Here is a 26,190-nt window from a genome sequence, read left to right as displayed (position 1 = left end):
AGCCCCCCATGCACATCCAGACCGCCTTCCCGTACGAGACGACCCGCGAGGACCTCTACATCCCGCTGCCGGACGGCACCCAGCTGTACGCCCGGATCTGGCGGCCGGTCACCGACGAGCCCGTGCCCGCGCTGCTGGAGTACCTGCCGTACCGGCTGAGCGACTGGACCGCGCCGCGGGACTGGCAGCGCCACCCCTGGTACGCGGGCCACGGCTACGCCTCGGTCCGGGTCGACGTCCGCGGGCACGGCAACAGCGAGGGCATGCCGGGCGACGAGTACGACGCGACGGAGCTCGCGGACGGGGTCGCCGTCATCCACTGGCTGGCCCGGCAGGAGTGGTGCTCGGGCCGGGTCGGCATGTTCGGCATCTCGTGGGGCGGCTTCAACTCGCTCCAGATCGCCGCACTCGCCCCGGAGCCGCTGAAGGCCATCGTCACGGTGTGCTCGGCCGACGACCGCTACGACAACGACGTCCACTACATGGGCGGCTCCGTCCTCGCCGTGGACATGCACGCCTGGGCGGCCACCATGCTGGCCTTCGTCTGCCGGCCGCCGGACCCGGCGGACGTCGGCGACGACTGGCGGCAGATGTGGCTGGACCGGCTCGAAGCCGTGGACCCCTTCATCCACACCTGGCTGGCTCATCAGACGCGCGACGACTACTGGAAGCACGGCAGCGTCTGCGAGGACTACTCCGCCATCGAGGCGAACGTGCTGGCGGTCGGCGGCTGGCACGACCCGTACCGCGACACCGTGCTCCGGCTCGTCGAGCACCTGGACCCGGCGAAGGTCCGCGGGCTGATCGGGCCCTGGTCGCACCAGTACCCCGACCGCGGACTGCCGCCCGGTCCCGGCATCGGCTTCCTCCAGGAGACGCTGCGCTGGTGGGACCAGCACCTGAAGGACAAGGACACCGGGATCATGGCGGAACCCCTGCTGCGGTCCTGGATCAGCGAATCGCACCGGCCGGCCACGGTCTACGAGACGCTGCCCGGCCGCTGGGTCGGGGAGACCAGCTGGCCCTCGGAGAACGTGGCGCCGGTCGCGTACGCCCTCCAGGGCGGGCCTCAGATCGTCGACTCGCCGCAGCAGACCGGGCTGGACGCCGGGCGGTTCTTCCCGTTCGGCAACGACGCCGACCTGCCGCCCGACCAGCGGGACGAGGACGCCAAGTCGGTCTGCTTCGAGTTCCCCGTGGAGGCCGCCCCGATCGAGATCCTCGGCCGCCCCCGCGTGAAGCTGCGGATCCGGATGGACGTCCCGCGCGGCCAGGCCGTCGCCCGGCTCTGCGACGTCGCCCCCGACGGCTCCTCCACCCTCGTCACCCGCGGCGTCCTCAACCTCGCCGCCCGCGACGGCAGGGACGTCACCGAGGACTGGCCCGTCGGCGAGACCGAGGACGTCACCTTCGACCTGAACGGCATCGGGCACACCTTCCCGCCCGGCCACCGGATCAGGCTGGCCGTCTCCTCGTCGTACTGGCCGTGGATCTGGCCGCAGGCCGGTTCGAAGGGCTTCACCCTGGACGCCGACGGCAGCTTCGTCGAACTCCCGGTACGCCGGCACACCGAGGACCCCTCGATCCGCTTCGAGGAACCCGAGCAGTCCGAGCCGCTCGGCGTCGTCTTCCCGGTCACGCTCGACGAACAGCGCCCCGAGCGGCTGGTGATCCGCGACGTCGCCAAGGGCGAGTGGCGGATGGAGGTCGACCCCCGCTACGGCGGCACACGCGTCTACCCGGACGGTCTGGAGTTCACCGAGGACGCGGTGGAGACGTACACGATCCAGGAGAGCGACCCGCTCTCCGCGCGCACCCGCTCCGACTGGACGATCCGGCTGCACCGGCCGGAGATGTCCTGGGACGTGCTGGTCGAGACGCGCTCCGAGATCTCCGCCGACGCGGGCGACTTCATCACCTCCAACGAGGTCGTCTGCAAGGAGGGCGGCGAGGTCGTCTTCCACCGGACCTGGGAGAAGCGGATTCCGCGCACGGCGGGGTGAGCGCCGCCGCCGGGTCCTCGTGTTCGCGTGCCCCGGTTCGCAGCGATACGGGGCACGGGGATAACGGATACAGCACCGCTTTCCGGGCATTGGGGATGATTGAGGCACTGCCGCTGGGGGATGTCCCCCACGTAACGTGTCCCCCACAGCGACCTGGAAAGCGAGGCAGCAACAGATGCCCGAGCAGAGCAGCCCGCTCGACGTGGCCGAGGGCGATCCCTTCGGCCCGCACCACCTTCCGTACGGTGTCTTCTCCACCACCGACCGGCCCGGCGAGCGGCGGGTCGGCGTCCGCATCGGCGGCCATGTACTGGATGCCGGGGCGGCCGCGCACGCGCTGGGCTCGCCCTATGCGCAACTGCTGGCCCAGCCCGACCTGATGGCCCTGTTCGCGGCCGGCCGCACCGCCTGGAGCGATGTGCGCCGCGCACTGACCGCCTGGGTGACGGTCCCCGCGCACCGCGCGGCCATCGAGCCGCTGCTGCACCCCGTCGACTCCGTGACGCTCCATCTGCCCTACCGGGTCGCGGACTACGTGGACTTCTACGCCAGCGAGCACCACGCCACCAACGTCGGCCGGATCTTCCGCCCGGACGGCGACGCGCTCACGCCCAACTGGAAGCACCTGCCGATCGGTTACCACGGCAGGGCCGGCACGGTCGTGGTCTCCGGTACGGACGTCGTGCGCCCGTCGGGACAGCGCAAGGCCCCCGCCGACCCGGCTCCCGTCTTCGGCCCGTCGGTCAAGCTGGACATCGAGGCCGAGGTCGGCTTCGTCGTCGGCGTCGGTTCGGAGCAGGGCCGGCCGGTGCCGCTGGCCGACTTCCGCGACCACGTCTTCGGACTGTCGCTGCTCAACGACTGGTCGGCGCGGGACATCCAGGCCTGGGAGTACGTCCCGCTGGGCCCGTTCCTCGGCAAGTCCTTCGCCACCTCGGTCGCGGCCTGGGTGACCCCGCTGGAGGCCCTGGACGCGGCCCGCACCGCCCCGCCCGCCCGGGACCTCCCGCTGCTGCCCTACCTCGACGACGCGGACGAGGAGGAGCCCGGCGGCTTCGACCTGCGGCTCTCCGTCGCGATCAACGGCCAGGTCGTCTCGGAGCCGCCGTTCTCCACCATGTACTGGACGGCGGCCCAGCAGCTGGCCCAGATGACGGTCAACGGTGCCTCGCTGCGCAGCGGCGACCTGTACGGCTCCGGCACCATCAGCGGCGCCGAGCCGGCCCAGCGTGGCTCGCTGCTCGAACTCACCTGGAACGGCCGCGACCCGCTGGAACTCCCGGAGGGCAAGCGGACGTTCCTGGAGGACGGCGACACGGTGACGCTGACGGCCTGGGCCCCGGGCCCGGACGGCACCCGCGTCGGCCTCGGCGAGGTCACCGGACGCATCGTCTCCGCGCCATGACCCATCCCCCCGGCCCCACGCTGCCCGAGGAACTGCTGCTGCTCGCACTGGACCCGCAACGCGGCACACCGTACTGCCGCAACCGGGTCCTCGAGTACGCGCTGGCCGGGGCGGCCCTGGCGGAACTGGAACTGCAGGGACGCGTCACCGGACAGCGCGGCGAGATCCAGGTGGTCAACCCGCTGGAGCCGCCGGACCCGCTCCTGGCCGCGCTGATGAGGAGCCTGCCCGCTCCGGGCAAGGGCCGCTCGGGCGTCGCTGCCCAGGGCTGGGTCCGGCGCGCCGGGCAGCCGGTCGGGGGCATGTATCTGGAGGCCGCGGTGCAGCGCGGTGTGCTGCTCCGGGAGACCCGCCGCTTCCTCGGCCTGGTGCCCTACCACCGCCACCCGGCGGGACCGCAGGGCTACGCGGTCCACGTCCGGGAGCGGTACGCGGCGGCCGAGCGCGCCGGCCTCCCGGATCACCGCAGCCGCGCCCTGGCCGCGCTCGTGGCGGCGGCCGGCCTCGATCCGCATGTGCCGGGAGCGGGACTGGCGTCCCGTTCCGCGATGCGGACGCTCGTCCACGAGCTGTGGCCGGCCTACGCGGTGTACCGCAACGTCCGCCGGGACGCGTCGGATCGGTCCAGGAGGCGGGCCGCGCAGGCGGGGATGAACTCCGGCAGCGGATCCTGATCCCCCACCGGTGGCAGATCTTCCCGCTGCGGACCACATCCGCGCAGGTCACAGCCGTTCCGTAACGGCCCCCAAGTGGCGCAACACTGTGGCAACACCATCTCCGCCAAGGCGTCGGTATGGTCCACCGCATGCCAGCCGAACGCATCCGTGAGCACACCGTGCCCGTCGCCGCCGCCCGCCGGCGCCGGCTGCGTGCGGACGGCGCCCGGCTCCTCGCCGACCTGCTGCGCCACCAGGTGCGCACGGGCGCGTTCCCGGGTGGCGTCCTGCCGTACGAGGACACCATCGGCACCGACTACCGCGTCTCGCGCAACACCGTCCGCCAGGCCCTCGATCTGCTGCGCGGCGAGGGAATCGTCGAACGGCAGCCGGGCGTCGGCACCGTCGTCGTCGGCGAGCGGTACCCGCACGCCCTGGACCGGCTCCAGGGGCTGGCCGAGACCCTGCACGAACACGGCAGGGTCACCAACGAGGTCCGTACCGTCGGACCGGTCCCCGCACCCGCCCCCGTCGCCCGGCGGCTCGGCGTGGCCGAGCACACCGACGTGCTCTACATCGAGCGCCGCCGGCTGCTGAACGGGCTGCCGCTCTCCCTCGACCTCACCTACGTCCCGATGGACCTCGGGACCGGGCTCCTCGGCGCCGACCTGGAGAACACCGACGTGTTCCGGCTGCTGGAGTCCCTGGCCGGGCAGCCGCTGGGCAGCGCCGACATCACCCTGGAGGCCGTCAACGCCGACGCGCACTCCGCCGCCGTCCTGGAGATCCCGCGCGGCTCCGCCGTCCTGATGCTGGAGCGCCTCACCCATCTCGCCGACGGACGCCCCGTCGACCTGGAGTTCATCCGGTTCCGCGGCGACCGCATCAGCATGAACGCCCTGCTGCACCGCTCCTGCTGACCCGCCTCCCTCACTCCCCACCCCTTCCCTGGAGCCCCGCCATGCCTCTGGCGCCCCAGCGGGCCGACGTGCCCGTGACCATCGACGAGTCGAAGTGCATCGACGGATGCACGCTCTGCGTCGACATGTGCCCGCTCGACTCCCTCGCCATCCACCCGGACAGCGGCAAGGCGTTCATGCATGTGGACGAGTGCTGGTACTGCGGCCCGTGCGCGGCCCGGTGCCCCACCGACGCCGTGACCGTCAACATGCCCTACCTCCTGCGCTGAAAGGCCCCGACTCCCATGCGAAGCAAGGCATTCGGCGCCCTGGCGGGTGCCGCGCTGCTCGTCCCCCTCACCGCGGGCTGCGGTGGCGGGGCGAGCGCCGACGACAGCGGCACGGTCACGGTGACCGTCGGCTACCAGTCCCGGACGATCAACACGGTCACGGCCGGCACCCTGCTGCGTTCCCTCGGCTACTTCGAGGACGAGCTGCGCAGCCGCGGTGAGCGGGACGGTGTCACGTACAAGGTGAAGTGGCAGGACTACGCCACCGGCGCCCCGATCACCGCGCAGATGACCGCGGGAAAGATCGACATCGGTTCGATGGGGGACTTCCCGCTGCTGATCAACGCGGCCCGCGGCACCCAGCTCGACCGCCCCACCCGGCTCGTCTCCGTCACCGGCTACAACCTGGCGGGCGGCCTCAACACGGTGGTCACAGCCCCGGACTCGACGCTGGACTCGCTCGCCGACCTGCGCGGCAAGAAGGTCTCCACGAGCGTCGGATCGGCAGCGGACGGCACCCTCGTCCGCGCCCTCCAGCAAGCCGGAATCGACCCGGAGAAGGACATCCGCAAGCTCAACCAGCAGCCCGCGGTGGGCGCTTCGGCACTCCAGGCGGGCAGCGCGGACGCCCTCTCCCAGTTCGTGGCCTGGCCCGGACTGCTTGCGTTCCAGGGCCGGGCGAAGGCGCTGTACGACGGCGCCGAGCTGAAGCTGCCGACCTTCCACGGGGTCACCGTCCGCCAGGACTTCGCGAAGAAGCGGCCGGCGGTGGTGGAGGACTTCCTGCGCGCCCAGGGCCGGGCGACCGACTACCTGCACCAGCACCCGGTGGCGGCGTCCGAATCCGTCGCGAAGGCCACCGGTCTGCCCGCCGAGGTCGTCCACCTCTACAACGGCTCCCAGGGCATCGCCACCTTCGACACCACGCTGAAGCCCGCCCTGATCGCGGCGCTGAAGAAGGACGTTCCGGTGCTGCGCTCGGCGAAGCTCGTCGGCGACGTCGACGTGGACGCGTTCGTCGACGACAGCTACCTCAAGCGGGTGTACGGCTCCGGCTACGCGAAGGCCCTCGCCGCCGGCCCGCCCGCCCGGCGCGGCGGCGAGGTGTGGCTGAAGGGCAAGGACACCACGAAGGCGTTCACCACCTCCGCCGCACTGCTGCGGTACGTCGCCGCGCACCGGGACGCGGTCCGGGTGGCATATGTCCCCGACGCGTCCACCGGCACCCTGTGGTTCGCGGACCGGGCGGTGTGGGTCGCGGACGGGGACGAACTGCGGCCGCACGTCACCGCGTCCGCCGCCCGCGCGGATGCGGCGGCCCGTCCCGGCGCCCGTACGGTCTCCTACTCCACGGCGCTGGATCTGGCCCGGGCCGCCTCATGAGCCGCCCGTGGTCGTTCCTGCGCCGGGCGCTCTCGCTCGTCGCGGCACTCGGTCTGTGGCAGGCGCTGACCTCCTACGACATCAGTCTGTGGCTGCGCTTCGAGCAGTTCCCGACGGTCACGGAGGTGGCCCGCGCCTATGCGGACCGGGTCTCGGGCGACGCGTACTGGCAGGACCTCACCGACAGCCTGACCAGGATCGTCACCGGGTTCACGCTCGCCGCCGTCCTCGGCGTCACCGTAGGCACGGCGATCGCCCGCTCCCGGCTCGCCGCCGACCTGCTGGGCCCGGTCCTGGAGGTGCTGCGCCCGGTCCCGGCCATCGCGCTCGTGCCGGTGGCGATCCTGCTGTTCCCCAGCAACGAGCAGGGCATCGTCTTCATCACCTGCACCGCGGCGTTCTTCCCCGTCATGGTCTCCACCCGGCACGCGGTCCGGGCGCTGACCCCGGTGTGGGAGGAGGCCGTCCTGACGATGGGCGGCGGGCGGTGGCGGATCCTGTGGTCCGTGGTGCTGCCCGGGGCGCTGCCCGGCATCCTCGGCGGGCTGTCCGTCGGCATCGGGGTGTCGTGGATCTGCGTGATCTCGGCGGAGATGATCTCCGGCGAGTACGGGGTCGGCTACCGGACCTGGCAGGACTACACGGTCGTCGACTATCCGGGCGTCTTCGTCGGCATGGCCACCATCGGTCTGCTCGGCTGGCTTACCTCGACGGCCGTCGAACTCCTGGGCCGCCGGCTGACCCGGTGGCTGCCGCGTACGGAGAACCGTCCGGCCGCTCCCGTACGACGGGGACCCGCCTCACCGGCGACCGCCGCCGCCCCCACGATCCGTACGGCACAGGAACGGGTGCGCTCATGACCACGAAGACTCGCGGCGTCCGCCTCACCCTGCGCGGCGCCACGCTCGGCCGGGCCGGTGTGCCGGTGCTGGACGGGGTCGACCTCGATGTCGTCCCCGGCGAGATCCTCACCGTCGTCGGCCCGTCCGGCTGCGGGAAGTCGACACTGCTGCGCACCCTGGCGGGCCTCCTTCCGGCGCTCGGTGGCGAGGTGAACCAGGACGGCGAACCCGTCACCGCGCCCCGCGCCGAACGGGCGCTCGTCTTCCAGGACGACGCGCTGCTGCCCTGGCGCACGGTCCGCGCCAACGTCGAACTGCCCCTGGCCATCCAGGGGGTGGCCCGCGCCGAACGGCGGGAGCGCGCCGCGGACTGGCTGGCCCGGGTCGGTCTGGAGGAGCACGCGACGAAGCTCCCGCACCGGATCTCGGGCGGCCAGCGCCAGCGCGTCCAGCTGGCCCGCGCCCTCGCGGCCGGCCCCCGCGCGGTCCTGATGGACGAGCCGTTCGGCGCGCTGGACGCCCAGACCAGGGCCGGAATGCAGCAACTGCTCGTCGACGTGCTCCGGGCACCGGCGCCACGGTCGTCTTCGTCACGCACGACGTGGACGAGGCGCTGTTTCTCGGCGACCGCGTCGCGCTGCTCTCCACCGGCCGGGTGCTGCCCGTGCCGCGCCCGCGCGAACGCGCCGCCCACGCCGATCCGGCGACGGTCGCGCTGCGCCGCGAGGTCCTGGAATCCCTCACCACCCTCTCGTGAAAGGCACCCCCGTGCAGATCCCCGCCCTCACCGACGCCGAGGAACTCTCCTGCGACGTGCTGGTCGTCGGCGGCGGCACGGCCGGCACGATGGCGGCCCTCACCGCCGCCGAGCGCGGCGCCTCCGTCCTGCTGCTGGAGAAGGCGCACGTCCGCCACTCAGGCGCCCTCGCCATGGGCATGGACGGCGTGAACAACGCCGTGATCCCGGGCCGCGCCGAACCCGACGACTACGTCGCCGAGATCACCCGCGCCAACGACGGCATCGTCGACCAGTCCACCGTCCGCCAGACCGCCACGCGCGGCTACGCGATGGTGCGGCGGCTGGAGTCGTACGGAGTGAAGTTCGAGAAGGACGAGCACGGCGAGTACGCGGTGCGCCAGGTCCACCGCTCCGGCTCGTACGTCCTGCCGATGCCCGAGGGCAAGGACGTGAAGAAGGTCCTCTACCGGCAGCTGCGCCGCCGCGAGATGCGCGAACGCATCCGGATCGAGAACCGCGTCATGCCCGTGCGCATCCTGACCGGCGACGACGGACGGGCGATCGGCGCGGCCGCCTTCAACACCCGCACGGGGCAGTTCGTCACGGTCCGCGCGGGCGCCGTCGTCCTCGCCACGGGACCGTGCGGCCGGCTCGGCCTGCCGGCCTCCGGCTACCTCTACGGCACGTACGAGAACCCCACCAACGCCGGTGACGGCTACGCCATGGCGTACCACGCGGGCGCGGAGCTGACCGGCATCGAGTGCTTCCAGATCAACCCGCTGATCAAGGACTACAACGGCCCTGCCTGCGCCTACGTCGCCAACCCCTTCGGCGGCTACCAGGTCAACCGGCACGGCGAACGCTTCGTGGACTCCGACTACTGGTCGGGCCAGATGATGGCGGAGTTCGCGGCGGAGGTCGCCTCCGACCGGGGGCCGGTCTATCTGAAGCTGAGCCATCTGCCGGAGGAGTCCGTCAGCGCGCTGGAGACGATCCTGCACTCCACCGAGCGGCCGACCCGCGGCACCTTCCACGCCGGACGCGGCCACGACTACCGCACCCATGACATCGAGATGCACATCTCCGAGATCGGCCTGTGCGGCGGCCACTCGGCCTCCGGCGTCCGCGTCGACGACCACGCCCGCACCACGGTGGACCGGCTCTACGCCGCCGGGGACCTCGCCTGCGTCCCGCACAACTACATGATCGGCGCGTTCGTCTTCGGTGACCTGGCGGGTGCGGACGCGGCCCGGTTCACGGCGTACGAGGGCGAGTTGCCGGCCGACCAGCTGCGGGCGGCGCACGAACTGATCTACCGGCCGCTGCGCAACCCGGACGGGCCGCCGCAGCCCCAGGTCGAGTACAAGCTGCGCCGCTTCGTGAACGACTACGTGGCGCCGCCGAAGTCCGGCGCCCGGCTGTCGATCGCCCTGGAGTCGTTCGAGCGGATGCGCACCGACCTCGCCGAGATGGGCGCGAAGACGCCCCACGAACTGATGCGGTGCGCGGAGGTGTCGTTCATCCGCGACTGCGCGGAGATGGCGGCCCGCTCGTCGCTCGCCCGTACGGAGTCCCGCTGGGGCCTCTACCACGAGCGCACGGACCATCCGGAGCGGGACGACACGGACTGGTTCCACCACCTGGACCTGTACAAGTCGGCTTCCGGGGCGATGCAGTTCACGGCCCGGCCGGTGGCGCCGTACCTGGTCCCGGTGGAGGGGTTCGTCCCGGCCGGGGGGCCGGCGCGGCGGATCGGCGAGGTGGAGCCCGAGGGGGTGGGAACGGCGGGCCCGCGCGACGCGGCGCCGGTGTCCACATCCGCGCGTGCCGCCTCTCCCACGGTGGCCGACGCGGTCTCCTCCACCTCCCCGCGCATTCTGGAACTGCTGGCCCTCGCGGAGGGCGAACCGGACCTGGCCGTCCTCGCCCCGTACCTGGACGATCCCGACCCCGCTGTCCGCCGCGCCGCCGTCGCCGCGCTCACGGAGTCGACCCCGCCGGGTGCCGGTCCCGCCCTGGCGGCCGCGCTCGCCGACCCGGCCGCCGTCGTCCGCGCGGCCGTCGCCGCGTCCCTTCGGGAACTGGTCGAGGTGCTGGAAGCCTCGCCCGCCCTGCGCACGCCCCTGGTCACCGCGCTGTCCTCGGCCGACCCGGTGGTCCGCGCCGCCGCCCTCGACACCCTGCGGGCACTGCGGCTGGGGGACGCGGAGCTGTTCGCCGGCACGCTGGACGACCCCGATCTCGATGTGCGGGTCGAGACCGTGCGGGCCCTGGTGTCCGTGGACGCGGTGGACGGTCTGGTGCTGGCCGCCTCCGACACGGCACGCGAGGTGCGGGTGGCGGTGGCGAAGGGGCTGGCCGCCGTCCGCTCCCCCGCGCCGGGCCCGCTCGCCCCACTGCTGGACGACCCGGACGCGCTGGTCCGCGCGGCGGCCCTGGCCGCGCTCGCGGGGACGGGGTGCCCGCCCGCGTACGCCGAGCGGGCGGTGGCCGCCCTGGCGGACCGGGCCTGGCAGGTCCGCGCGGGCGCGGCGACGGCGCTCTCCTCGGCGGACCCGGAGGAGGCGACCGAGACCTCGGACCCGAAACGAACGCAGAAGTACGACGCGGACCGCCGCCGGGCCGAGCGCGGGCAGGTACTCGATGTACTCGACACCGCGCTTCTGATGTACACGGGCCAGTACCGGTCGAGGCCTGGGCCGGGGCGGCCGTGGTCGCGGCCCGGGCCGGGGCGGCCGCCTCCGCCCGGGCCGCGGGTTCCGCCTCGCCCGGGAGCCCCGCCAGCACCGCCAGCACACCCTCCCCGTACGTCGCCAGCTTCTTCTCGCCCAGGCCGCTGACCCCGCCCAGCTCGCCGAGCGACGAGGGACGCAGGGTCGCGATCTCGCGGAGCGTGGCGTCGTGGAAGATCACATACGCCGGGAGGCCCAGCTCCTTGGCCTGGGCGCCGCGCCAGGCGCGGAGTGCCTCGAAGACCGGGAGCGCCTCCGCCGGGAGCTCGGCCGCTGCGGCCGAGGACTTCGCCTTGCGCTCGCCCTTCGACGAGGAGGAGCGGGAGGCGGGTTTCGGGGCCTCCTTGCGCAGCAGCACCTCGCGCTCCCGGCCGAGCACCGTGCCGCTCTCCTCCGTGAGCACCAGCGTGCCGTACTCGCCCTCGACCGCGATCAGGCCCTGGGCCAGCAGCTGGCGGACCACGCCGCGCCATTCCGCCTCGGCCAGTTCCTCGCCGATGCCGAACACCGAGAGCTGGTCGTGGTCGAACTGGATGACCTTCGCGGTCTTGCGGCCCAGCAGGATGTCGATGATCTGGCCGGCGCCGAACTTCTGGCCGCGCTCCCGCCTCAGCCGGACCACCGTGGACAGCAGCTTCTGGGAGACCACGGTGCCGTCCCAGGTCTCGGGCGGGTTCAGGCAGGTGTCGCAGTTGCCGCAGGAGGAGGCGGTGGGGTCCTGGCCGAAGTAGGTGAGCAGCTGGGCCCGGCGGCACTGGACGGTCTCGCAGAGCGCGAGCATGGAGTCCAGGTGCGCGGCGGCCCTGCGGCGGAAGGCCTCGTCGCCCTCTCCGCCCTGGATGAGCTTGCGCTGCTGGACGACGTCCTGGAGGCCGTACGCCATCCACGCCGTCGACGGGGCTCCGTCACGGCCGGCGCGGCCGGTCTCCTGGTAGTAGCCCTCGACGGACTTCGGCAGGTCGAGGTGGGCGACGAAGCGGACGTCCGGCTTGTCGATTCCCATGCCGAAGGCGATCGTCGCGACGACCACGAGACCCTCCTCACGCAGGAAGCGGGACTGGTGGGTCGCGCGGGTCCCGGCGTCCAGGCCCGCGTGGTACGGGACGGCCTCGATGCCGTTGCGGCAGAGGTACTCGGCGGTCTTCTCGGTGGAGTTGCGCGAGAGGCAGTAGACGATGCCGGCGTCGCCCGCGTGCTCCTCCTTCAGGAAGGAGAGCAGCTGCTTCTTCGGGTCCGACTTCCCCACGATGCGGTACTGGATGTTGGGCCGGTCGAAGCTGGCCACGAAGTGCTTGGCGTCGGGCATGCCGAGGCGCTGGGTGATCTCGCGGTGCGTGGCGCCCGTCGCCGTGGCCGTCAGGGCGATGCGCGGGACGTCGGGCCAGCGCTCGCCCAGCACGGACAGGGCCAGGTAGTCGGGCCGGAAGTCGTGGCCCCACTGGGCGACGCAGTGCGCCTCGTCGATCGCGAAGACGGAGATCTCGCCCCGGGACAGCAGCCCGAGCGTGGAGTCCAGGCGGAGCCGCTCGGGGGCGAGGTAGAGCAGGTCCAGCTCGCCCGCCACGAACTGGGCCTCCATCGAGCGGCGCTCGTCGAAGTCCTGCGTGGAGTTGATGAACCCGGCCCGCACACCGAGGGCCCGCAGCGCGTCGACCTGGTCCTGCATCAGGGCGATCAGCGGGGAGATGACGATGCCCGTACCCCGCCTGACCAGGGACGGGATCTGGTAACAGAGGGACTTGCCGCCGCCGGTCGGCATGAGCACGACGGCGTCCCCACCGGCCACCACGTGGTCGACGACCGCTTCCTGCTCGCCGCGGAACGTCTCGTATCCGAAGACCCGGTGGAGCGTCTGCCGCGCGGCGCTCTCGGTGACGTCCCCGCTCACGTCCGTGGTCATGTCCGAGGCCATGCCCGTGCTCACGTCCGTGGTCATGTCGTCCGTGGTCATGTCCGTCACGCCTGTTCCGCCCGTCCTGCTCATTGCGCTGTTCCCCCGACCGGCTGTCCCGCTTCTGTCCCTGCGCTCTCCCCTGCCACGATAGGCGCCGCCTACGACAGCGCCGGACGGGCTTGACTTCCAAGCCCGTCCGGCGCTGGTCACGCGGTGGTGCGTGCGGCTACCTCACGAACACTCCCGCCTGGCTCGCCAGGTCCAGGAAGTACTGCGGGGCCAGGCCCAGCACCAGGGTGACCGCGACGCCGACCGCGATCGTCGTCATCGTCAGCGGGGACGGGACGGCGACCGTGGGGCCGTCCGCCTTCGGCTCGCTGAAGAACATCAGCACGATGACGCGGATGTAGAAGAACGCGGCGATCGCCGAGGAGATCACACCGACGACGACGAGGCCGCTCGCGCCGCCCTCGGCCGCGGCCTTGAACACCGCGAACTTTCCGGAGAAGCCCGAGGTGAGCGGGATACCGGCGAACGCCAGCAGGAACACCGCGAAGACCGCGGCGACCAGCGGGGAGCGCCGGCCGAGCCCGGCCCACTTCGACAGGTGCGTCGCCTCGCCGCCCGCGTCGCGCACCAGCGTGACGACGGCGAAGGCGCCGACCGTCACGAAGGAGTACGTGGCCAGGTAGAAGAGCACCGAGGAGATGCCCTGCGGGGTGGCCGCGATGACACCGGCGAGGATGAAGCCGGCGTGCGCGATCGAGGAGTAGGCCAGCAGCCGCTTGATGTCGGTCTGGGTGATGGCGACGACCGCGCCGCCCACCATCGTGACGATGGCGATGCCCCACATGACCGGGCGCAGGTCCCAGGTGAGGCCCGGCAGCACCACGTACAGCAGGCGCAGCAGCGCACCGAACGCGGCGACCTTCGTGGCCGCGGCCATGAAGCCGGTGACCGGGGTCGGGGCGCCCTGGTAGACGTCCGGGGTCCACATGTGGAACGGCACGGCGCCGACCTTGAAGAGCAGGCCGGTCAGGAGCATCGCGCCGCCGATCAGCAGCAGCACGTCGTTGCCCATGGTGTCGGCGAGCGCCGGGTCGATCTGCTGGATCGAGCCGTCGACGACGGTGGCGATCTGCGCGTACGAGACGGAGCCCGCGTACCCGTAGAGCAGGGCGATCCCGAAGAGCAGGAACGCCGAGGAGAAGGCGCCGAGCAGGAAGTACTTCACCGCGGCCTCCTGCGACATCAGCCGCTTGCGGCGGGCGACGGCGCACAGGAGGTAGAGCGGGAGCGAGAAGACTTCCAGGGCCACGAAGAGCGTCAGCAGGTCGTTGGCCGCCGGGAAGACCAGCATGCCCGCCACCGCGAAGAGGAGCAGCGGGAAGACCTCGGTGGTGGTGAACCCGGCCTTGACCGCGGCCTTCTCGCTGTCGCTGCCGGGGACCGAGGCGGCCTGTGCGGCGAACGAGTCGACGCGGCTGCCGTGCGACTCGGGGTCGAGGCGCCGCTCGGCGAAGGTGAAGACGGCGACCAGCGACGTCAGCAGGATGACGCCCTGGAGGAACAGCGCGGGTCCGTCGATCGCGACGGCGCCCATCGCGGCGATGTGTGCCTTGGTCGTGCCGTATCCGGCGGCGGCCAGGCCGATCACCGCGGCGAACGCCGCGACCAGGGCGGCGACGGTCAGGAAGACCTGGGTGTAGTAGCGGGCCCGGCGCGGCACGAAGGCCTCGACGAGCACGCCCAGGACGGCGACGGCGATGACGATCAGGACCGGCGTCAGCTGGGTGTACTCGATGACGGGGGCCTTGAACTTCTCGTCCGGGGCGGCCGATGTCACCCCGCCCGCCATGGTCCACAGGCTGTGGACAGCTGTTGCGCTCACTTGGCGGCCTCCACCTCGGGCTGGGGGTCCTTCTTCTGTACGTCCGACATGGTGTGCTGCACCGCCGGGTTGACGATCTCCGTCAGCGGCTTCGGGTAGACGCCCAGGAAGATCAGCAGCGCGATCAGCGGGACGACCACCACCAGCTCACGGACCTTGAGGTCCGCCATGCCCTGGACCTCGGCCTTGACCGGTCCCGTCATCGTCCGCTGGTAGAGGACGAGGACGTAGATCGCGGCGAGCACGATCCCGGTGGTGGCGATGATGCCGACCGCCGGATAGGCGGCGAACGCGCCGACCAGGACGAGGAACTCACTGACGAACGGGGCGAGCCCCGGCAGCGACAGCGTGGCGAGGCCCCCGATCAGGAAGGTGCCGGCCAGGACCGGCGCCACCTTCTGCACTCCGCCGTAGTCGGCGATGAGCCGCGAACCGCGCCGGGTGATCAGGAAGCCCGCCACCAGCATCAGCGCGGCGGTCGAGATGCCGTGGTTGACCATGTAGAGAGTCGCGCCCGACTGGCCCTGACTGGTCATCGCGAAGATGCCCAGGATGATGAAGCCGAAGTGCGAGATCGACGCGTAGGCGATCAGCCTCTTGATGTCGCGCTGGCCGACGGCGAGCAGCGCCCCGTAGACGATGCTGATCAGAGCCAGGACCAGGACCACCGGCGTGGCCCACTTGCTGGCCTCCGGGAAGAGCTGGAGGCAGAAGCGCAGCATCGCGAAGGTGCCGACCTTGTCGACGACCGCGGTGATCAGCACGGCGACCGGGGTCGTCGCCTCACCCATGGCGTTGGGCAGCCAGGTGTGCAGCGGCCACAGCGGGGCCTTCACCGCGAAGGCGAAGAAGAACCCGAGGAAGAGCCAGCGTTCGGTGCTCGTCGCCATGGTCAGCGAGCCGTCGGCCCGGGCCGCGGCGATCTCGGAGAGCGAGAACGTCCCCGTGACCACGTAGAGCCCGATCACCGCGGCCAGCATGATGAGGCCGCCGACCAGGTTGTAGAGGAGGAACTTGACGGCGGCGTACGAGCGTTGGGCCGCCGCGTTCTCGTCGCTCCCGGAGTGGGCCCGGTCCCCGAAGCCGCCGATGAGGAAGTACATCGGGATGAGCATGGCTTCGAACAGGATGTAGAAGAGGAAGACGTCGGTGGCCACGAAGGAGAGGACCACCATCGCTTCCACCATCAGGATCAGGGCGAAGAAGCCCTGGGTGGGGCGCCAGCGGGAGGAGTTCGTCTCCAGGGGGTCGGCGTCGTGCCAGCCGGCCAGGATGACGAAGGGGATCAGCAGGGCGGTGAGCGCCATGAGCGCCAGCCCGATGCCGTCCACCCCCAGCTCGTACCGCACGCCGAAGTCCTTGATCCAGGCGTGCGATTCGGTGAGCTGGTAGCGGCTGCCGCCGGGTTCGAAGCGGGCGAGCGCGATGCCCGCCAGCACGAGGGTGCCCAGCGAGAAGGCGAGCGCCAGCCATTTGGCGGCGGTGCGCCGGGCTGCCGGGACGGCGGCGGTGGCGACCGCGCCGATCGCCGGGAGCGCCGCCGTCGCTGTCAGGAGAGGAAAGGACATGTGATCAGACCGCCCTCATCAGCAGGGTCGCGGCGATGACGACCGCCGTACCGCCGAACATCGAGACCGCGTAGGTACGGGCGTAGCCGTTCTGCAGTTTGCGCAGCCGGCCGGAGAGCCCGCCCATGGAGGCGGCCGTGCCGTTGACGACGCCGTCGACCAGGGAGTGGTCGACGTAGACCAGCGAGCGGGTGAGGTGCTCGCCGCCGCGGACCAGGACCACGTGGTTGAAGTCGTCCTGGAGGAGATCGCGGCGGGCCGCCCGGGTGAGCAGCGAGCCGCGCGGGGCCACCGCGGGCACGGCCTTGCGTCCGTACATCGCCCAGGCGATGGCGACCCCGATGACGAGCACCACCATGGTGGCGGCCGTGACGGTGGTCGCACTGACCGGGGCGTCCCCGTGGCTGTGGCCCGTGACGGGCTCCAGCCAGTGCAGGAAGCGGTCGCCGATGGAGAAGAACCCTCCGGCGAAGACCGAGCCGAACGCCAGGACGATCATGGGGATGGTCATGGACTTCGGGGACTCGTGCGGGTGCGGCACGGAGTACTCGCCGCGCGTCTCGGCCGCGGGCTCCACGTCGGGCGCGGCGGGCGACGGGGTCGGCGCGCTGCGCCAGCGCTCCTCGCCGAAGAACGTCATCAGCATCACGCGCGTCATGTAGAACGCGGTGATCGCGGCGCCCAGCAGCGTGACCGCGCCGAGGATCCAGCCCTCGGTGCCGCCCTTGGCGAAGGCCGCCTCGATGATCTTGTCCTTGGAGAAGAAGCCGGACAGACCGGGGAAGCCGATGATCGCGAGGTAGCCGAGGCCGAAGGTGACGAAGGTGACCGGCATGTACTTCCGCAGGCCCCCGTACCTCCGCATGTCCACCTCGTCGTTCATGCCGTGCATGACCGAACCGGCGCCGAGGAAGAGCCCGGCCTTGAAGAAGCCGTGCGTGACCAGGTGCATGATCGCGAAGACGTAGCCGATCGGGCCGAGCCCGGCGGCCAGGATCATGTAGCCGATCTGCGACATCGTCGACCCGGCGAGCGCCTTCTTGATGTCGTCCTTCGCGCAACCGACGATCGCACCGAAGAGCAGCGTGACCGCTCCGACGACCACGACGACCAGCTGGGCGTCGGGAGCGCCGTTGAAGATCGCGCCGGAGCGGACGATCAGGTAGACCCCGGCGGTGACCATGGTGGCCGCGTGGATCAGGGCCGAGACCGGGGTCGGGCCCTCCATCGCGTCACCGAGCCAGGACTGCAGCGGCACCTGGGCGGACTTGCCGCAGGCGGCGAGGAGCAGCATCAGGCCGATCGCCGTCAGCTTGCCCTCGCTCGTCTCCCCGCTCGCTTCGAGGACGGGGCCGAAGGCGAACGTGCCGAAGGTGGTGAACATCAGCATGATCGCGATCGACAGGCCCATGTCGCCGACCCGGTTGACCAGGAACGCCTTCTTCGCGGCGGTGGCCGCGCTGGGCTTGTGCTGCCAGAAGCCGATGAGCAGGTACGACGCCAGACCGACGCCCTCCCACCCGACGTACAGCAGCAGGTAGTTGTCGGCGATGACCAGGATCAGCATCGCCGCGAGGAACAGGTTCAGATAGCCGAAGAAGCGGCGCCGGCGCTCGTCGTGCTCCATGTAGCCGATCGAGTAGATGTGGATCAGCGTGCCCACACCGGTGATCAGCAGGACGAAGGTCATCGACAGCTGGTCGAGCTGGAAGGCCACATCGGCCTGGAAGCCCTCGACCGGAATCCAGCTGAACAGCTTCTGGTGCAGCGCGCGGTCGTCGGCGCTCCTGCCGAGCATGTCGGCGAAGAGCACCACCGCGACGACGAAGGAGGCACCGGCGAGCGCGGTGCCGAGCCAGTGGCCCACGCGGTCCAGCCGGCGGCCGCCGCAGAGCAGCACCGCCGCTCCGAGCAGGGGCGCCGCGACGAGCAGCGCAATCAAGTTCTCCACAGTTCAAGCGCCCCTCTACAGCTTCATCAGGCTGGCGTCGTCGACCGAGGCCGAGTGGCGGGAACGGAACAGCGACACGATGATCGCGAGCCCGACCACGACCTCCGCGGCGGCGACGACCATCGTGAAGAAGGCGATGATCTGGCCGTCGAGATTGCCGTGCATCCGGGAGAAGGTCACGAACGCGAGGTTGCAGGCGTTGAGCATCAGCTCCACGCACATGAACACCACGATCGCGTTCCGCCTGATCAGCACCCCGGCCGCGCCGATGGTGAACAGCAGAGCGGCGAGATAGAGGTAGTTGACCGGATTCACTTGGCGACCTCCTCTTCTTCTGCGGTGTCCCGGCCGAGCCGCTCACCGGAGCGCTGCTCCAGTGCCTTGAGGCCAGCCAGCGACTCGTGGGACACATCGCGCATCTGGCCGCGCTTGCGCAGCGTCTGCATGACGGTGAGTTCGGACGGTGTGCCGTCCGGGAGGAGTCCGGCGATGTCCACGGCGTTGTGCCGGGCGTAGACGCCGGGTGCGGGCAGCGGCGGCAAGTGGTTGCCGCGCACGCGGTCCTCGGACATCTCCCGCTGGTTCTTGGCCCGTTCGGTGCGCTCGCGGTGCGTGAGCACCATCGCGCCGACCGTGGCGGTGATCAGCAGGGCGCCGGTGATCTCGAAGGCGAAGACGTACTTGGTGAAGATGAGGCTGGCGAGCCCCTCCACGTTTCCGCCGTGCGCGGCGTTGGCCGTACCGAGTCCGTTGAAGCTGTTCAGCGAGGCGTTGCCGATCCCGGCGATCAGGAGGACGCCGAAACCGAGCCCGCATCCCGCGGCCAGCCAGCGCTGGCCCTTGAGGGTCTCCTTCAGCGAGTCCGCCGCCGTGACACCGACGAGCATGACCACGAAGAGGAACAGCATCATGATCGCGCCGGTGTAGACGACGACCTGGACGATGCCCAGGAAGTAGGCACCGTTGGCGAGGTAGAAGACCGCCAGGATGATCATGGTTCCGGCGAGGCTCAGCGCACTGTGCACCGCCCGCTTCATGAGCACGGTGGCCAGGGCGCCGATGACGGCGACCGTGCCGAGCACCCAGAACTGGAAGGCCTCGCCGGTAGAGGTCTGGGAGGCCGCTGCGGCCAGGCCGGTCATGCGTCCACCTCCTGTGCGGCGCCGTTGCTCTCGTTGTCCCCGTCGTCCGGCTTCTCGCCCTTGGAGACGGCGAGCTGACGTTCCGTACCGGGGGCGGCCTCGGTCACCAGGCCCCGGTAGTAGTCCTGTTCGTCCATGCCGGGGAAGATCGCGTGCGGGCTGTCGACCATGCCTTCCTCCAGGCCCGCGAGCAGCTCGTCCTTGGTGTAGATGAGGCTCTCGCGGGTGGTGTTGGCGAGCTCGAACTCGTTGGTCATCGTCAGCGCCCGGGTCGGGCAGGCCTCGATGCACAGTCCGCAGAGGATGCAGCGCGCGTAGTTGATCTGGTAGACGCGGCCGTAGCGCTCCCCCGGGGAGTAGCGCTCCTCGTCGGTGTTGTCCGCGCCCTCGACGTAGATCGCGTCCGCCGGGCAGGCCCAGGCGCACAGCTCGCAGCCGACGCACTTCTCCAGCCCGTCCGGGTGGCGGTTGAGCTGGTGCCGGCCGTGGAAGCGCGGCGCCGTGACCTTCGGCGTCTCCGGATACTGCTCGGTCAGCCGCTTCTTGAACATGGCCTTGAAGGTCACGCCGAAGCCGGCCACCGGATTGAGGAACTTGTCCTCCGAGGAATCCGAGGACCGCGAAGATCCCGGGGATTCCGAGGAGCCGGAAGCCTGCGTGGACTTCGCCGGCCTCTTGGACCCTGGCGACTCAGACAGTTCAGACACCGCCGGCCTCCTTTCCGTCACTCGGATTTCCGTCACTCTGAGTATCCACGCCGCCACTGACAACGAGCTCCCGCTCGCGGCGCGGCCTGCGCCGGGGCACGGGCGGCAGGGTCTGTCCGGGCAGCGGCGGCACCGGGAACCCACCCGCCATCGGGTCGAACGCCGGCTCCGGTTCCGCGTGGGCCTCGGCGGCCCGGCCCTTCTTGTCGCGGAAGATGTCGACCACGAAGGAGATCAGCAGGACCGCGATCACGGCCCCGGCCACGTAGAGCAGGATCCTCGAGAAGTCGTAGCCCTCGTTGCGCAGCGCCCGTACGGTCGCGACCATCATCAGCCAGACGACGGAGACCGGGATCAGGACCTTCCAGCCGAGCTTCATCAGCTGGTCGTAGCGGACACGGGGCAGTGTGCCGCGCAGCCAGATGAAGAAGAACAGCAGCAGCTGGACCTTGAGGACGAACCAGAGCATCGGCCACCAGCCGTGGTTCGCGCCCTCCCAGAAGGTGCTGATCGGCCACGGGGCCCGCCAGCCGCCCAGGAACAGGGTCACGGAGACGGCGGAGACGGTGACCATGTTGACGTACTCGGCGAGCATGAACATCGCGAACTTGATCGACGAGTACTCGGTGTTGAAGCCGCCGACCAGGTCGCCCTCGGACTCCGGCATGTCGAACGGGGCGCGGTTGGTCTCGCCGACCATCGTGATGATGTAGATGATGAAGGAGACCGGCAGCAGGATGATGAACCAGCGGTCCTCCTGCGCCTCCACGATCTTCGACGTCGACATCGACCCGGAGTAGAGGAAGACCGAGGCGAACGCGGCGCCCATCGCGATCTCGTAGCTGATCATCTGGGCGCAGGAGCGGAGCCCGCCGAGCAGCGGGTACGTCGATCCGGAGGACCAGCCCGCCAGCACGATGCCGTAGATCCCGACCGAGGCGACCGCGAGGATGTAGAGCATCGCGATCGGCAGGTCGGTGAGCTGCATCGCCGTACGGTGCCCGAAGATCGAGACCTCGTTGCCGGACGGTCCGAACGGGATGACCGCGATCGCCATGAACGCCGGGATCGCCGCGATGATCGGGGCGAGGACGTAGACGACCTTGTCCGCCCGCTTGACGATGACGTCTTCCTTCAGCATCAGCTTGATGCCGTCGGCGAGCGACTGGAGCATGCCCCAGGGGCCGTGCCGGTTGGGGCCGATGCGCAGCTGCATCCAGGCGACGACCTTGCGCTCCCACACGATGGAGAAGAGCACGGTCACCATCAGGAACGCGAAGCAGAAGACCGCCTTGATGACGACGAGCCACCACGGGTCGGTGCCGAACATCGACAGGTCCTCGGCGGCGAGCACGGCGCCGTGCGGGGCCGTGGCCAGTTGAGCGAAGGCACTCACGCCCCCACCTCCGGTGTGACGTCGGAAATGCCGGGTGCGGCGGGGCCGATCCGGACCGGGCCGCCGGGGCGGGCACCGGTGTCGGCCGGCACACCGCGCCCGACGGAGTTCAGCGGCACCCAGACCACGCGGTCCGGCATCTCGGTGACCCGGAGCGGCAGTTCGACGCTGCCCGCCGGGCCGGAGACGGCCAGCAGATCGCCGTCCTTGACGCCGGTCTCGGCGGCGGTGGCGGCGGAGAGGCGGGCGACAGCGGCGTGCCGCGTCCCGGCCAGCGCCGTATCGCCCTCCTGGAGCCGGCCCAGGTCGAGCAGCATCCGGTGGCCCGCGAGGATGGCCTCACCGTCGCCGGGCCGGGGCAGCGGCTGGGCCGAGGCGCGCGGGTCGTCCGCGTGCGCGCCCTGCCAGCCGCCGAGCCGGTCCAGCTCACGGCGTACGGACTTCAGGTCCGGCAGCGCGAAGTGGACGTCGAGGGCGTCCGCCAGCATGTGCAGCACCCGGGCGTCGCCCGGCGCGAGGTTCCGCGTCATCTGCTCGGGCTTCAGCGCGGCCTCGAACATCCGCGCCCTGCCCTCCCAGTTGAGGAAGGTGCCGGACTTCTCCGCGACCGCGGCCACCGGGAACACCACGTCGGCGCGGTCGGTGACCTCGCTGGGCCGGAGCTCCAGGGAGACCAGGAAACCGACCTGGTCCAGGGCCTCCAGGGCCCGGGCCGGATCGGGCAGGTCATCGGCCTCGACACCGGCGACGAGCAGCGCGCCCAGTTCGCCGGAGGCCGCGGCCTCGACGATCTGGCCGGTGTCGCGGCCGAAGCGGGACGGGAGTTCGGCGACGCCCCAGACGGACGCCACCTCCTCCCGGGCCCGCGGGTCGGTGGCCGGCCGGCCGCCGGGCAGCAGCGACGGGAGCGCGCCCGCCTCCACCGCGCCGCGCTCGCCGGCCCGGCGCGGGATCCACACCAGGGTGGCTCCGGTCGCGGTCGCCGCCCGTACCGCGGCGGTCAGCCCGCCGGGCACTCCGGCCAGCCGCTCGCCGACCACGATCAGGGCGCCCGCACCGCGCAGCGCCTCGGCGGCGACGGCACCGTCGCCTTCCAGGCCGACCCCGCCCGCGATGGCGTCCAGCCACTCGGTCTCGGTACCGGGTGCGGCGGGCAGCAGCGTGCCGCCCGCCTTCGTGAGGCCGCGGGTGGCGTGCGAGGCGACGGAGAAGGTCCGCTGTCCGTGCTTGCGGTGCGCCTTGCGCAGCCGCAGGAAGACGCCGGGCGCCTCCTCCTCGGACTCGAACCCGACCAGCAGCACGGTCGGGGCCTTCTCCAGCGAGGTGTACGTGACCCCGCTGCCGTCCAGGTCACGGCCGCGTCCCGCGACGCGGGCGGCCAGGAAGTCGGCCTCCTCGCCGCTGTGGACCCGGGCCCGGAAGTCGATGTCGTTGGTGTCCAGGGCGACCCGGGCGAACTTGCTGTACGCGTACGCGTCCTCGACGGTCAGCCGGCCGCCCGTCAGGACACCGGTCCTGCCGCGTGCGGCGGAGAGTCCGGCGGCCGCGGCGGCCAGCGCCTCGGGCCAGCTCGCCGGTTCCAGCTCGCCCGCCTCGTTACGGACCAGCGGCGTGGTGAGCCGGTCGCGCTGCTGGGCGTAGCGGAAGCCGAAGCGGCCCTTGTCGCAGAGCCATTCCTCGTTGACCTCGGGGTCGTTGGAGGCCAGGCGCCGCATGACCTTGCCGCGCCGGTGGTCGGTGCGGGTGGCGCAGCCGCCCGCGCAGTGCTCGCACACCGACGGCGTCGACACGAGGTCGAAGGGGCGGGAGCGGAACCGGTAGGCCGCCGAGGTCAGCGCCCCGACCGGGCAGATCTGGATGGTGTTGCCGGAGAAGTACGACTCGAACGGGTCGCCCTCGCCGGTGCCGACCTGCTGGAGCGCGCCGCGCTCGATCAGCTCGATCATCGGGTCGCCCGCCACCTGGTTGGAGAACCGGGTGCAGCGCGCGCAGAGCACGCACCGCTCACGGTCCAGCAGCACCTGGGTGGAGATCGGGACGGGCTTCTCGTACGTCCGCTTCCTCCCGTCGAAGCGGGAGGTCGCGTCGCCGTGCGACATCGCCTGGTTCTGGAGCGGGCACTCGCCGCCCTTGTCGCAGACCGGACAGTCCAGCGGGTGGTTGATGAGCAGCAGCTCCATCACGCCGCGCTGCGCCTTGTCGGCGACGGGCGAGGTGATCTGCGACTTGACGACCATGCCGTCGGTGCAGGTGATGGTGCAGGACGCCATCGGCTTGCGCTGGCCCTCGACCTCGACGATGCACTGGCGGCAGGCGCCGGCCGGGTCGAGGAGCGGGTGGTCGCAGAAGCGCGGGATCTCGATGCCGAGGAGTTCGGCGGCGCGGATGACCAGGGTGCCCTTGGGCACGCTGATCTCGATGCCGTCGATGGTCAGCGTGACCAGGTCCTCGGGCGGGAGCGCCGCCTCGCCGCCCCCGGAGGGCGCACTCGTGGTGACTGTCATGCGTTCACCCCCTGGGATGCGTTCTTGTCGTCGGCCCAGACGGTCGACCTGGCGGGATCGAAGGGGCAGCCCTTGCCGGTGATGTGCTGCTCGTACTCCTCGCGGAAGTACTTCAGCGAGGAGAAGATCGGCGAGGCGGCGCCGTCGCCGAGGGCGCAGAACGACTTGCCGTTGATGTTGTCGGCGATGTCGTTCAGCTTGTCGAGGTCGGACATCTGTCCCTTGCCGGCCTCGATGTCGCGCAGCAACTGGACGAGCCAGTACGTGCCCTCACGGCATGGCGTGCACTTGCCGCAGGACTCGTGGGCGTAGAACTCGGTCCAGCGGGTGACGGCGCGCACGACGCAGGTGGTCTCGTCGAAGCACTGGAGTGCCTTGGTGCCGAGCATGGATCCGGCGGCGCCGACGCCCTCGTAGTCGAGGGGCACGTCGAGGTGCTCCTCGGTGAACATGGGGGTGGAGGAGCCGCCCGGGGTCCAGAACTTCAGCCGGTGGCCGGGGCGCATGCCGCCGCTCATGTCGAGGAGCTGGCGCAGCGTGATGCCGAGCGGGGCCTCGTACTGGCCGGGGCCCGAGACGTGTCCGCTGAGCGAGTACAGCGTGAAGCCCGGGGACTTCTCGCTGCCCATGGACTTGAACCAGTCCTTGCCCTTGTTCAGGATCGCGGGAACCGAGGCGATGGACTCGACGTTGTTCACCACAGTGGGGCAGGCGTAGAGACCGGCGACCGCGGGGAAGGGCGGGCGCAGCCGGGGCTGGCCGCGGCGTCCTTCGAGCGAGTCGAGCAGCGCGGTTTCCTCACCACAGATGTACGCACCGGCGCCCGCGTGCACGGTGAGTTCCAGATCGAGTCCGGAGCCCATGATGTTCGTACCGAGATAGCCCGCCTCGTACGCCTCGCGTACGGCCTCGTGCAACCGCCGCAGTACGGGGACGACTTCGCCGCGCAGATAGATGAAGGCGTGCGAGGAGCGGATCGCGTAGCAGGCGATCACGATGCCTTCGATCAGGCTGTGCGGGTTGGCGAAGAGGAGCGGGATGTCCTTGCAGGTCCCGGGTTCCGACTCGTCGGCGTTGACCACCAGGTAGTGCGGCTTGCCGTCGCCCTGCGGGATGAACTGCCACTTCATCCCGGTGGGGAATCCGGCGCCGCCGCGGCCGCGCAGACCGGAGTCCTTGACGTACGCGATGAGGTCGTCGGGGGTCATGGCGAGGGCCTTGCGCAGTCCCTCGTAGCCCTCGTGGCGTCGGTAGGTGTCCAGGGTCCAGGATTCCGGCTGGTCCCAGAAGGCGGACAGGACAGGCGCGAGAAGCTTCTCGGGACTGGTCCCGTTCTTGTCGATTTCGGCGGCCAACGTCATCACTCCCCCTCCTCGGCTGCGGGACCGGCCGGGTGGTCCGGGTCGGAGGCCGAGGTCTGCTGTGGTGCGTCGTGGGAGCTGAGGTGTTCGGCGCCCTTCTGCGGTTCGTCGCGCGGGGCCTCTCCTCGCGGTCCCACCACGCGGGCCTGCGGCGCGGCCTCGCCCTTGGCGAGCTTCAGGCCGATGAGCGAGGCGGGACCAGCGCCGCCGGACGCCGCGACGGCGCCGGGGCGCTCGTCGGGGAAGCCGGCCAGGATCCGGGCGGTCTCCTTGTACGAGCACAGCGGGGCGCCGCGGGTCGGCTCGACGGTGCGCCCGGCGATGAGGTCGTCGACGAGCCGCGTCGCGCTCTCGGGCGTCTGGTTGTCGAAGAACTCCCAGTTGACCATCACGACGGGCGCGAAGTCGCAGGCCGCGTTGCACTCGATGTGTTCGAGGGTGACCTTGCCGTCCTCGGTCGTCTCGTCGTTGCCGACGCCGAGGTGGTCCTTGAGCCGGTCGAAGATCGCGTCGCCGCCCATCACCGCGCAGAGCGTGTTGGTGCAGACGCCGACCTGGTAGTCGCCGCCGGCCTTCCGCCGGTACATCGTGTAGAAGGTGGCGACCGCGGTGACCTCGGCGGTGGTGAGGCCGAGCAGTTCGGCGCAGAACGCCATGCCCGTACGCGAGACGTACCCCTCCTCGGACTGCACGAGGTGCAGCAGCGGCAGCAGCGCGGAGCGGCTGCCGGGGTAGCGGGCGATCACCTCCTTCGCATCCGCTTCGAGCCTGGCGCGCACCTCGGCCGGGTAGGCGGGGGCGGGGAGCTGCGGCATCCCCAGACTGAC

General features: G+C 71.1%; 18 protein-coding genes and 2 pseudogenes. 9 read left to right on the top strand and 11 right to left on the bottom strand.

All coding sequences use genetic code 11. The annotated features are described in order from the left end of the window. The first annotated feature begins 8 nt into the window (after positions 1-8). The 9 genes and pseudogenes from EAO72_RS29435 to EAO72_RS29395 all read left to right on the top strand — a co-directional run bounded on the left by EAO72_RS29435 (position 9) and on the right by EAO72_RS29395 (position 11,057). Positions 9-2,003: a CocE/NonD family hydrolase gene (locus EAO72_RS29435; RefSeq protein WP_148020176.1), complete on the top strand. Its 1,995-nt coding sequence runs from the start codon at positions 9-11 to the stop codon at positions 2,001-2,003. A 175-nt stretch (positions 2,004-2,178) separates the two neighbouring features. Beyond that, entirely contained in the window at positions 2,179-3,408 is a 1,230-nt protein-coding gene (gene fahA / locus EAO72_RS29430; protein ID WP_148020175.1) for a fumarylacetoacetase, read from the top strand. After that, positions 3,405-4,082, top strand: a complete 678-nt coding sequence (locus EAO72_RS29425; RefSeq protein WP_148020174.1) for a GPP34 family phosphoprotein — start codon at positions 3,405-3,407, stop codon at positions 4,080-4,082. The genes fahA and EAO72_RS29425 overlap by 4 nt, the downstream gene beginning before the upstream one ends. Positions 4,083-4,213: 131 nt before the next feature. Continuing rightward, a complete protein-coding gene (locus EAO72_RS29420) occupies positions 4,214-4,984 on the top strand; it encodes a GntR family transcriptional regulator (protein ID WP_187285269.1) in 771 nt (256 codons plus the stop codon). Positions 4,985-5,025: 41 nt separating this feature from the next. After that, positions 5,026-5,253 carry a 4Fe-4S dicluster domain-containing protein gene (locus EAO72_RS29415; RefSeq protein ID WP_099173911.1) on the top strand — a complete coding sequence of 76 codons (228 nt, stop codon included), beginning with the start codon at positions 5,026-5,028 and terminating at the stop codon, positions 5,251-5,253. 15 nt (positions 5,254-5,268) lie between these two features. After that, entirely contained in the window at positions 5,269-6,636 is a 1,368-nt protein-coding gene (locus EAO72_RS29410) for an ABC transporter substrate-binding protein (protein WP_148020172.1), read from the top strand. Further along, positions 6,633-7,496: an ABC transporter permease gene (locus EAO72_RS29405; RefSeq protein ID WP_148020171.1), complete on the top strand. Its 864-nt coding sequence runs from the start codon at positions 6,633-6,635 to the stop codon at positions 7,494-7,496. Before EAO72_RS29410 ends, EAO72_RS29405 begins: the two co-directional genes overlap by 4 nt. Then, positions 7,493-8,235: pseudogene (locus EAO72_RS29400) on the top strand (ABC transporter ATP-binding protein). The gene EAO72_RS29405 and the pseudogene EAO72_RS29400 overlap by 4 nt, the downstream one beginning before the upstream one ends. Positions 8,236-8,246: 11 nt before the next feature. Then, positions 8,247-11,057, top strand: a complete 2,811-nt coding sequence (locus EAO72_RS29395) for a fumarate reductase/succinate dehydrogenase flavoprotein subunit (RefSeq protein ID WP_261991821.1) — start codon at positions 8,247-8,249, stop codon at positions 11,055-11,057. A 1-nt stretch (position 11,058) separates the two neighbouring features. On the opposite strand, the pseudogene recQ reads toward EAO72_RS29395, so the two are convergent. The 11 genes and pseudogenes from recQ to nuoE all read right to left on the bottom strand — a co-directional run. Further along, positions 11,059-12,849: pseudogene (gene recQ / locus EAO72_RS29390) on the bottom strand (DNA helicase RecQ); the annotation flags it as partial. 220 nt (positions 12,850-13,069) lie between these two features. Further along, positions 13,070-14,734 (bottom strand): NADH-quinone oxidoreductase subunit NuoN, encoded by a 1,665-nt coding sequence (gene nuoN, locus EAO72_RS29385; RefSeq protein WP_148020170.1) that lies wholly within the window; start codon positions 14,732-14,734, stop codon positions 13,070-13,072. Further along, positions 14,731-16,302 (bottom strand): NADH-quinone oxidoreductase subunit M, encoded by a 1,572-nt coding sequence (locus EAO72_RS29380; protein ID WP_148020169.1) that lies wholly within the window; start codon positions 16,300-16,302, stop codon positions 14,731-14,733. The genes nuoN and EAO72_RS29380 overlap by 4 nt, the downstream gene beginning before the upstream one ends. 4 nt (positions 16,303-16,306) lie before the next feature. Continuing rightward, entirely contained in the window at positions 16,307-18,253 is a 1,947-nt protein-coding gene (gene nuoL, locus EAO72_RS29375) for an NADH-quinone oxidoreductase subunit L (RefSeq protein ID WP_148020168.1), read from the bottom strand. Positions 18,254-18,268: 15 nt separating this feature from the next. Next, positions 18,269-18,568, bottom strand: a complete 300-nt coding sequence (gene nuoK / locus EAO72_RS29370) for an NADH-quinone oxidoreductase subunit NuoK (protein ID WP_018101339.1) — start codon at positions 18,566-18,568, stop codon at positions 18,269-18,271. Then, positions 18,565-19,395 carry an NADH-quinone oxidoreductase subunit J gene (locus EAO72_RS29365; RefSeq protein WP_148020167.1) on the bottom strand — a complete coding sequence of 277 codons (831 nt, stop codon included), beginning with the start codon at positions 19,393-19,395 and terminating at the stop codon, positions 18,565-18,567. The genes nuoK and EAO72_RS29365 overlap by 4 nt, the downstream gene beginning before the upstream one ends. After that, positions 19,392-20,102 (bottom strand): NADH-quinone oxidoreductase subunit NuoI, encoded by a 711-nt coding sequence (gene nuoI / locus EAO72_RS29360; RefSeq protein ID WP_148020166.1) that lies wholly within the window; start codon positions 20,100-20,102, stop codon positions 19,392-19,394. Before nuoI ends, EAO72_RS29365 begins: the two co-directional genes overlap by 4 nt. After that, positions 20,095-21,498: an NADH-quinone oxidoreductase subunit NuoH gene (nuoH, locus tag EAO72_RS29355; RefSeq protein WP_148020165.1), complete on the bottom strand. Its 1,404-nt coding sequence runs from the start codon at positions 21,496-21,498 to the stop codon at positions 20,095-20,097. Before nuoH ends, nuoI begins: the two co-directional genes overlap by 8 nt. After that, a complete protein-coding gene (locus EAO72_RS29350) occupies positions 21,495-24,002 on the bottom strand; it encodes an NADH-quinone oxidoreductase subunit G (protein ID WP_148020164.1) in 2,508 nt (835 codons plus the stop codon). The genes nuoH and EAO72_RS29350 overlap by 4 nt, the downstream gene beginning before the upstream one ends. Continuing rightward, positions 23,999-25,366 (bottom strand): NADH-quinone oxidoreductase subunit NuoF, encoded by a 1,368-nt coding sequence (gene nuoF, locus EAO72_RS29345; protein ID WP_187285268.1) that lies wholly within the window; start codon positions 25,364-25,366, stop codon positions 23,999-24,001. Before nuoF ends, EAO72_RS29350 begins: the two co-directional genes overlap by 4 nt. Then, a complete protein-coding gene (gene nuoE / locus EAO72_RS29340) occupies positions 25,363-26,178 on the bottom strand; it encodes an NADH-quinone oxidoreductase subunit NuoE (RefSeq protein WP_148022108.1) in 816 nt (271 codons plus the stop codon). Before nuoE ends, nuoF begins: the two co-directional genes overlap by 4 nt. Positions 26,179-26,190 lie beyond the last annotated feature (12 nt).

Source organism: Streptomyces sp. OR43, from assembly GCF_008042275.1.
In the GTDB taxonomy this organism is placed as follows: domain Bacteria; phylum Actinomycetota; class Actinomycetes; order Streptomycetales; family Streptomycetaceae; genus Streptomyces.
Note: the sequence above shows the minus strand (reverse complement) of the source record. Positions and strands in the feature narration are given on the sequence as shown.